Source organism: Roseateles chitinivorans (genome assembly GCF_002761755.1).
In the GTDB taxonomy this organism is placed as follows: Bacteria; Pseudomonadota; Gammaproteobacteria; order Burkholderiales; family Burkholderiaceae_C; genus Roseateles; species Roseateles chitinivorans.
The window spans coordinates 1-7,281 of the sequence record NZ_PEOG01000126.1 but is presented as its reverse complement, the minus strand read 5'-3'; the positions used below and the strand labels follow the sequence as shown (position 1 = coordinate 7,281).

General features: G+C 70.3%; 7 protein-coding genes. All 7 read left to right on the top strand.

All coding sequences use genetic code 11. The annotated features are described in order from the left end of the window. Window positions 1–774, top strand: a 774-nt coding sequence (locus CS062_RS24610; RefSeq protein WP_143742507.1) for an ATP-binding cassette domain-containing protein, incomplete at its 5' end; no start/stop codon positions are given. Next, window positions 771–2,543: an amino acid ABC transporter ATP-binding/permease protein gene (locus tag CS062_RS24605; RefSeq protein WP_099864464.1), complete on the top strand. Its 1,773-nt coding sequence runs from the start codon at window positions 771–773 to the stop codon at window positions 2,541–2,543. The genes CS062_RS24610 and CS062_RS24605, both read left to right, overlap by 4 nt. A 154-nt stretch (window positions 2,544–2,697) precedes the next feature. Further along, window positions 2,698–4,281, top strand: coding sequence for a cytochrome ubiquinol oxidase subunit I (locus tag CS062_RS24595; RefSeq protein WP_099864462.1), 1,584 nt, complete (start codon window positions 2,698–2,700; stop codon window positions 4,279–4,281). 31 nt (window positions 4,282–4,312) lie between these two features. Next, window positions 4,313–5,467, top strand: coding sequence for a cytochrome d ubiquinol oxidase subunit II (gene cydB, locus CS062_RS24590; protein ID WP_099864461.1), 1,155 nt, complete (start codon window positions 4,313–4,315; stop codon window positions 5,465–5,467). Between the two features lie 71 nt (window positions 5,468–5,538). Continuing rightward, entirely contained in the window at window positions 5,539–5,667 is a 129-nt protein-coding gene (gene cydX / locus CS062_RS24585) for a cytochrome bd-I oxidase subunit CydX (RefSeq protein ID WP_099864460.1), read from the top strand. A gap of 349 nt (window positions 5,668–6,016) precedes the next feature. Continuing rightward, entirely contained in the window at window positions 6,017–6,754 is a 738-nt protein-coding gene (locus CS062_RS24580; RefSeq protein ID WP_099864458.1) for an endonuclease/exonuclease/phosphatase family protein, read from the top strand. Continuing rightward, on the top strand, window positions 6,751–7,281 hold a 531-nt coding region (locus CS062_RS24575), incomplete at its 3' end, for a phospholipase D-like domain-containing protein (RefSeq protein ID WP_233218241.1). The genes CS062_RS24580 and CS062_RS24575, both read left to right, overlap by 4 nt.

Below are 7,281 nucleotides of genomic sequence, written 5' to 3'. Positions count from 1 at the left end.
CTCGGCAACGCCGCGGTCGACGTCGACATCGACCAGCTCCGCTTCCGCCACGCCGGCGAGCCGCTGCTCCTGGACAGCCTCACGCTGCGGATCCGCGCCGGCGAGCGGGTCGCCCTCGTGGGGCCCAGCGGCGCGGGCAAGTCCACGCTGCTGGCGCTGATCGCTGGCCTGCTGCCGGCAGCGGGCGGCGAGATCCGCGTCGACGGCTTGCCGGTCGACGAGGTCCACGCCCGGCGGCTGCGGGCACGGATGGCCTGGATCGGCCAGGGCTCGCACGTCTTCGCGGGCACGGTCCAGCGCAATGTCGCGCTGGACCGGTCCGGCGTGCGGCGCGAGGAGGTCCGGGATGCGCTGGCCCTGGCCGCGCTGGACGGGGTCGCACAGGCCCTGCCCGAAGGCTCGCTCGGCGAGCGCGGCATCGGGCTGTCCGGCGGCGAGCTGATGCGCCTGGCGCTGGCGCGCGCCGCGGTCCAACCCGACGCGCGACTGCTACTCGTGGATGAGCCCACCGCGCACCTGGACCCGCGCACCGCCGAGGCCGTCATCGAGGGTCTTCTCCGGCTGGCACGCGATCGCACGCTGATCGTCGCCACGCATGACCCGGCACTCATCGCGCGGATGGATCGCACGATCGCCCTGAACGCCCGCGACGCCACGATCGGCACGGCCACGGACACGCCCACGGACACGCCCACAGACCCACCCACCAAAACACCCATCGTCACCCCCATGGCCCCGCCCCACGCCTCGATCGCGCTCGGGAGCGCGGCATGACGCGCCGCGCGCGTGCAAGCACCCGCGGCCTGCGCCCCCTGACCCGCGTGCTGCTCGCCAACGCCGGCCCACGCCTGCTCCTGGGCACGGCGCTCGCTGTGTTCACCGTGCTGGCCGGCATCGCGCTGCTGGGGCTGTCGGGCTGGTTCATCACCGCCGCGGGCCTGGCCGGCCTCACCGCGAGTGCCGCGGCCTTCAACGTCTTCGTGCCCAGCGCCGGCATCCGGCTGCTCGCGCTGCTCCGCACCGCGGGCCGCTACGGCGAACGCGTGTGGACCCACGATGCCGCGCTGGCCGCGCTCGCCGCCTTGCGCGAGCGGCTCTTTGTCGGCTGGGCCCGTCCCGAGGCCGCGCGCCGTCTGCATCGCCGCCCCGCGCGGCTGCTGTTGCGGCTCACCGCCGACATCGAGGCGCTCGAATCGATCGTGCTGCGCATCGCGGTCCCCATTGCGGCGGCGATCGGCGCCGCGGCGCTGGCCGCGGTGCTGGTCGGTGCGCTCGATGTGCGGCTGGGGCTGGTCCTTGGCGCATGGTTGATGCTGGTGGGACTGGGCGTGACCGCGCGCACCGCGCGTCTGGCCCGACCGCTGGCCTTGCGCCGCGCGGTCGCGATCGAGCGCCTGCGCGAGCAGGCCATCGACCTCGGCGCCGGCCAGACGGACCTCGTGATGGCCGGCCGCCTGCAGGCGCACTGCGAGACCCTGCGCTCGACCGACGCCCGGCTGGCCCGCGCCGACCTCGCGCTGCAGGGTCTGGAGGCGCGCACCGGTGCCGTCTTCTCGATCGCTGGCAGCGTCACCTTGAGCGCCGTGCTGCTCGCCGCGGCCGCGCTGGTCGAACGCGGTCGACTGGACGCGCCCGCCGCCGCGCTGGCGCTGCTCGTGGCCCTGGCCGCGATGGAGCCCTTCGCCGCGCTGCGCCGTGGCGCGATCGAGGCCGGCCGCAGCGCGCTGGCGGTGCGTCGGCTCGCCCCGGCACTGGCCGACGATGCCCATCCCGCCACGGCCGATTCCCTGGCGTCATCGGGCGCCGGATCGCCGCCCTCCTCGGCCTCGACAGATCCGCGACCCGCTACGCCGGAGGCCGGGCTCGCCTGCTCGCTCAGCGGCGTGCGGGCCCAGCATGAGGGCGCGCCGCGCCCCGCGGTGCACGACCTGCATCTGCGCGTGGCGCTGGGCGAGCGCATCGCCGTGATCGGCCCCAGCGGCGCGGGGAAGTCGACCTTGCTGTCGCTGATCGCGGGCGAGCTCACCCCGGTCGCCGGCCACGTGTGCGCGCTGCCCGCCGCGTGGCTGACGCAACGCACCGAGCTGTTCCAGGACAGCCTCGCCGACAACCTGCGCCTGGCCGATGCCCACGCCGGCGATGACCGGCTCGCACAAGTGCTGTGCGCGGCGGGACTGGCCGACGACATCGCCCGTTTCACGCGCGGCCTGGACACGCCGCTGGGCGAGGGCGGACTGGGCCTGTCTGGCGGCCAGGCGCGGCGACTGTCGCTGGCTCGCCTGCTGCTGCGCCCTGCCCGGCTGTGGCTGCTCGACGAGCCCACCGAAGGCCTGGACGAGACGACAGCGCGCGATGTGCTCGCTCGCCTGCACGAGCAGGCCCAGGGCCGCACGCTGCTGATCGCCACCCACCTGGCGCGCGAGGCGATGCTCGCGGACCGGCTGCTGGTGCTGGCGCACGGCCGCCTGGGCGCCGACCTGCATCGCGGGACGGTCGGCTTCGACGAAGCGCTCGCGGCCCTGCGCGGCGCCCGAGGACCCTGACCCGCTTCACCGCTTCACCGCTTCACCGCTTCACCGCTTCACCGCTTCACCGCTTCACCGCTTCACCGCTTCACCGATTCACCGATTCACCGTCTCGCCGTTTCACCGATTCCACGCGATCCCTTGCCACCACAAGTTTTCCGGAGGATTCACCATGGAGCTCGATGTCGTCGGCCTGTCGCGATTGCAATTCGCGATGACCGCGCTGTACCACTTCCTCTTCGTGCCGCTCACCCTCGGCCTGTCGATCCTGCTGGCGATCATGGAGACGGTCTACGTGATGACCGGTCGCCCGATCTGGAAGCAGATGACGCAGTTCTGGGGCGTGCTCTTCGGCATCAATTTCGCCTTGGGCGTCTCGACCGGCCTGGTCATGGAGTTCCAGTTCGGCATGAACTGGAGCTACTACAGCCACTATGTCGGCGACATCTTCGGCGCCCCGCTCGCGATCGAAGGCCTCATGGCCTTCTTCCTGGAGGCGACCTTCGTCGGCCTGTTCTTCTTCGGCTGGGAGCGGCTGTCGCGGCGCGCGCACTGCATCGTCACATGGCTGACCGCGTTGGGCACCAACTTCTCCGCGCTCTGGATCCTGATCGCCAACGGCTGGATGCAGAACCCGGTGGGCGCCAGGCTCAATCCGCAGACGATGCGCATGGAAGTCAGCGATTTCGCCGAGGTGCTGTTCAACCCCGTGGCGCAGGCCAAGTTCGTGCACACCGTGTCGGCGGGCTACGTGGTGGCCGCACTGTTCGTCCTCGGGGTCTCGGCTTGGTACCTGCTCAAGGGGCGGCATCTCGAGCTGGCCAAGCGCTCGATGACGGTGGCGGCCTCGTTCGGTCTGGCCTCGTCGCTGTCGGTGGTCGTGCTGGGCGATGAGAGCGGCTACCTCTCGTCCGAGCATCAGAAGATGAAGCTCGCCGCGATCGAGGCGATGTGGCACACGGAGCCTGCGCCGGCGCCGTTCACCGCCTTCGGGCTGCCGGACCAGGACGCGCGCGAGACCCATTACGCGATCCAGATTCCCTGGGTGATGGGGCTGATCGGCACGCGCTCGCTGACCGGGCAGATCCCCGGCATCCTCGACCTCGTGCAACTGGCCGAGCGTCGCATCCGCGAGGGACAGGCGGCCTACGACACGCTGCAGCAGATCCGCGCCCTGCCGCCGGGCAGCGCGGTGCCCGCGGCGCTGAGCCAGGCCTTCGACCGGCAGAGTCCGTCGCTGGGCTACGCGCTGCTGCTCAAGCGCTATGTCGACGATCCGCGCCAAGCCACGGACGAGCAGGTGAAGAAGGCCGCGTGGGACACCGTCCCGCAGGTCGCCCCGCTTTACTGGTCCTTCCGCGTGATGGTCGGGCTGGGCCTGTTCTTCATCGTGCTGACCGCGACCTTCTTCGTGCTGTCGGCGCGGCGACGGCTCGATGCGCATCCGTGGCTGCTCAAGGTCGCGGTGGGATCCATCCCGCTGCCGTGGATCGCCGCGGAATGCGGCTGGATCGTGGCCGAGCTCGGCCGACAGCCCTGGGCCGTCGAAGGCGTGCTGCCCACGGCGGTGGCCGTGTCGCACCTGGGCATCGAGACGGTGCTGTTCACGCTGCTGGGCTTTGTGGCGATCTACACGGTGCTCATCGTCGTGGAGATGAAGCTGATGCTCGCGGCGATCCGCAAGGGACCGCGCGAGCTGCCTGCGCCCACGCCCGCGCACGACGTGCCGCTGGTCGGCAAGGTCCGCGCCGTCTGATCCGCCGGCCCGCAACGCACCGGAGAACCTCATGATCCTTCACACCCTGCTGGACTACGACGTGCTGCGCGTCATCTGGTGGCTGCTGCTCGGCGTGCTGCTGATCGGCTTCGCCGTCACCGACGGCTTCGACCTGGGCGTGGGCACGCTGCTGCCCTTCGTCGCGCGCGAGGACGTCGAGCGCCGCGTCGTCATCAACACCATCGGCCCGATCTGGGAAGGCAACCAGGTCTGGCTGGTGCTGGGCGGCGGCGCGATCTTCGCGGCCTGGCCCCATATCTATGCGATGTCCTTCTCGGGCTTCTACCTCGCGATGTTCGCGGCGCTCTTCGCGCTGATCCTGCGGCCGGTCGGCTTCAAGTACCGCAGCAAGCGCGAGAGCCCGCGCTGGCGCTCGAACTGGGACTGGTGCCTGTTCATCGGGGGTTTCGTCCCATCGCTGATCTTCGGCGTGGCCATCGGCAACGTGCTGCAGGGCGTGCCCTTCCACTTCACGCCCGACATGCGGATGGTCTATGAAGGCAGTTTCCTCGGCCTGCTCAATCCGTTCGCGATCCTGTGCGGGCTGCTGTCGGTGGCCATGCTGGTGATGCACGGCGGCGCGTGGCTGTCCGTGCGCACCGAAGGCGCGGTGGCCGATCGCGCCAGGCGCTTCGCGACCGTCGCCGCGATCGCGACGATCGTGCTTTACGCGCTGGGCGGCGTGCTGGTGTGGCAGTGGGTCGGCGGCTTCCAATGGACCAGCCCGCACCTGGCCAACGGCCCGTCCAATCCGCTAATGAAGACGGTCCAGGCCGGCGTGGCCGGCGGCTGGCTCGTCAACTACGCGGCGCATCCGTGGACGATGCTCGCGCCGGCGCTTGGCTTCCTCGGCGCGCTGCTGGCCCTGCTGGGCCTGCGGGCGCGCTGGGAGCGGCTGACGGTGATCTTCAGCGGCCTGTCCATCGCCGGGATCATCCTCAGCGTGGGCGCGTCGATGTTCCCGTTCATCGTGCCGTCGTCGACACATCTGCCCTCCGCGCTCACGGTCTGGGACGCGTCCTCCAGTCATCTGACGCTGTTCATCATGCTGGTGTGCGCCGTCGTGTTCGTGCCGATCATCCTCGGCTACACGGCCTGGGTGTACAGCGTCATCTGGGGCAAGGTCCGGCCCCGCGACATTACCCACGGCGACCACGCCTATTGACCGGCCCGATCACCACACTCCCGGGGGATCGGATTTCCCCTTCCCCGTCAACGACTTGAAAGGAAGAGCTCATGTGGTACTTCGCCTGGATCCTCGGCCTGCCGCTGGCGGCGGGCTTCGCGGTGCTCAATGCGATGTGGTACGAACTGATGGATGACGAGGCCCAGCGCAAACGCGTACGGCAAGGCGGACGCGGCTGAGGCAGGACACCGCGCCCGCTCGAGCACGGGTTCACGATGTCTGCTGGCGCGGTGGCGGAATCCCCCGGATGGGCGGTCGGGCACCCGCTTGCGCGGTTGCGGCGCGCACCGGGACAGGTCTAGTATTGACCGCTCCTCCCCGGCATCCGTGGGCCTTCCGCCCGCAGGCCGGCAGCCCGCCGCCTCGCGGCTCACCGCCCTCCAGGAGCACCCCATGCTTGAACTGATCGGCGCGATTCTCGTGGGCGCCTTCGCGCTCACCTTCGGGGTCCTGTGCGTGGGCCCCATGGTGCTGAAGTCCGACGACCTGTAATCCCTGACGGGCACAGGGCTTGCCGCTTGGCAGGCCATGAAGTTCACCGTCCTCACCGTCAATCTCCACAAGGGTTTCGGTTTCTTCAACCGCCGCTTCATCCTGCACGAGTTGCGGGAAGCGGTGCGGGCCGTGTCCGCCGACGTGGTCTTCCTGCAGGAAGTGCTCGGCGAGCATGAACTGCACGCGGCCCGCGTCCCCACCTGGCCCCAGGCGCCCCATTACGAGTTCCTGGCGGACAGCCTCTGGAGCGACTTCGCCTATGGCCGCAACGCGGTCTATCCGCAGGGGCATCACGGCAATGCCCTGCTGTCGAAGTTCGCCATCACCCATCACACCAACCATGACGTGTCGGTCGAGGGGCCGGAGCGCCGGGGTCTGCTGCACAGCGTGCTCAAGCTCGAGGATGGCCGCCAGCTGCATGCGATCTGCGTGCACCTGGGTCTGCGCGAGTCGCATCGCCAGCGGCAGGTCGAGCGGCTGTGCCAGCTGATCGACAGCCTGCCACCCGAGGACCCGGTGGTCGTGGCCGGCGACTTCAACGACTGGCGCCAGCGCGCGCATCGCATGCTGAGCCGCTGCGCGGGCCTGGCCGAGGTCTTCGTGAAGTCCTACGGCGCCGCGGCGCGCACCTTTCCGGCGCGCTTCCCGCTGCTGCCGCTGGACCGGATCTATGTGCGCGGCGCCTCGGTGCAGCACCCGATCGTGCTGCCGCGCCGCCCCTGGTCGCACCTGTCGGACCATGCGCCGCTGGCCGCGGAGATCCGGCTATGAAGCGTCCGGACTGGACCAGCGGCAACCGCATCGAGCTGCTCGAGAACGGCGAGGAATATTTCCCGGCCGTCTTCGCCGCGATCGAGTCCGCCCGCGAGGAGGTGCTGATCGAGACCTTCATCCTGTTCGAGGACAAGGTCGGCCTGGCTTTGCGCGAGGTGCTGATCGCCGCAGCGCGGCGCGGCGTGCGGGTGGACATGACGGTGGACGGCTTCGGATCGCCGGAGTTGTCCGAAGGTTTCGTCCGCGGCCTCACCGAGGCGGGCGTGCGGCTGCATGTCTTCGATCCACCGCCACGGCTGTCGCGGCGCCTCAAGCCGTTCCGGCGACTGCATCGCAAGATCGTCGTCGTCGACGGCGCGACCGGCTTCATCGGCGGCATCAACTTCTCGGCCGACCATCTGATCGACTTCGGACCCGAGGCCAAGCAGGACTACGCGGTGCGGGTGCAGGGGCCGGTCGTGGCGCAGCTGCGGCGCGCGACCCGCGAGATTCTCGCCACCGCGACGTCCGAGTCGCTGTCGGCC